Here is a 1,573-nt window from a genome sequence, read left to right as displayed (position 1 = left end):
TCTGGACGCTCCACTTCCTGACCTGCACGCGCATACTCATAGAGCTTGCGACCATTAACCTTGACAGCCGAGTACATAGGTGGAATCTGAGTGATAGGCCCAGTCAGACTAGCAATCGCTTCATCGACAATGGTTTCATCCAAGAGCGACAAAACAGGGGTCTCTGCGATCACTTCTCCACTGGCATCCTCAGTCGTCGTTGAATAACCTAGAGTGATTTCCCCCTCATAGACCTTGCCCTCGTCCTGCATAAATTCGACCATACGGGTTGCCTTGCCAACCGCGATTGGCAGAACTCCCACTACATCCGGATCCAAGGTCCCACCATGACCAATTTTCTTGGTTCCCAAAATCTTACGCAGCTTAAAAACCGCATCATGCGAGGTCATCCCCGCTTCTTTTTTTAAGTTGATAATACCGTTCATGTGTTGCTTTCTGATTTCATTCATGAAATATCTTCTTCAAGAATTGTAATGTAATTATCTTTTGTAACAAAAGATAATGTGGCTAATCTTCTTGCTTGGTTCATAACTATCCTATCAAATACATTTCTTACAAATCGCCCATTTGCATTTTTATTTTCAGGATTGTTACTATGTAATTCTAAATATTTTTTTAATGTTTCTTTTGCAGAATCATGCAAAATGTATTCTTCATTTTTACAATGTGAAAGAAAAATGTCAAACATTTGGTCCACAGTATAATCTTCAAACGTAATAAAATAATTAAATCTTGATTTTAACCCAGGATTAGATTCAAAAAATTTTTTCATCAATTCATCATATCCAGCAACAATAACCACCAAATCATCTCGATAGTCTTCTAATGCTTTAGTTAACTCAGTTAAACACTCTCGACCATAACTATCACTTTTATCGTTTTCAGTAATACTATATGCTTCATCAATAAACAATACACCACCTTTGGCTTTTTGTATCAATCTCTTAACTTTAGAAGCCGTTTGTCCTTGATATTCTGCTATTAAGTCTGTTCTACTTGCCTCAATAAAGTGGCCTTTACTTAATATTCCTAATGACCGGTACATATTCCCAACGATTCTAGCCACAGTAGTTTTACCAGTACCTGGATTACCTAAAAACGCCATATGCATCGTTCTATTTGTTTTTTTAAGACCGATTTTTTCTCTACTTTGCTGAACTTTATTAAATGCGACTAGATCTTCAATCTCTTTCTTCACATTTTCTAAACCTATTAATGACTTTAAATCATTTGCTAATGCTTCAAATGATTTATTATTTGTTTCTTTCAAAATCAAATAATTTGTATCAATAACTCTAGAGCCAAGATATTTATACAATAATTCCAATATGCTAGTTTGCTTATCTTTGATTGTAGAGAATGTCTCTTTAGTAGTTAAGTTTCCTAATCGTTTTATAAACTCTAAGTCAGCATTTTTAACATTATCAACAATATCTTGAAGAATTACTTCTAATTCATAAGTACTATTTGTTAAATCATCAATTTTCTTCACTTCTGATTTTAACAACTTTAAATAAGTTTCTTTTGATTTTCCTCAATTAATTTTTTTGAAATAAATTGATCAAGTCTATTA

Annotated in this window: 2 protein-coding genes; both read right to left on the bottom strand. The window is 33.8% G+C overall.

What is annotated here, in order from left to right:
* Positions 1–425, bottom strand: a 425-nt coding sequence (gene truB, locus GMD1S_RS07595) for a tRNA pseudouridine(55) synthase TruB (protein ID WP_044135730.1), incomplete at its 3' end; no start/stop codon positions are given.
* Between the two features lie 20 nt (positions 426–445).
* Positions 446–1,492, bottom strand: coding sequence for an AAA family ATPase (locus GMD1S_RS07590; protein WP_237738585.1), 1,047 nt, complete (start codon positions 1,490–1,492; stop codon positions 446–448).
* Positions 1,493–1,573: the final 81 nt, after the last annotated feature.

The organism is Streptococcus sp. GMD1S (assembly GCF_000296875.1).
GTDB lineage: Bacteria > Bacillota > Bacilli > Lactobacillales > Streptococcaceae > Streptococcus.
The sequence above is the reverse complement of the archived record's forward strand: the minus strand, read 5'-3'. Positions and strand labels throughout refer to the sequence as shown.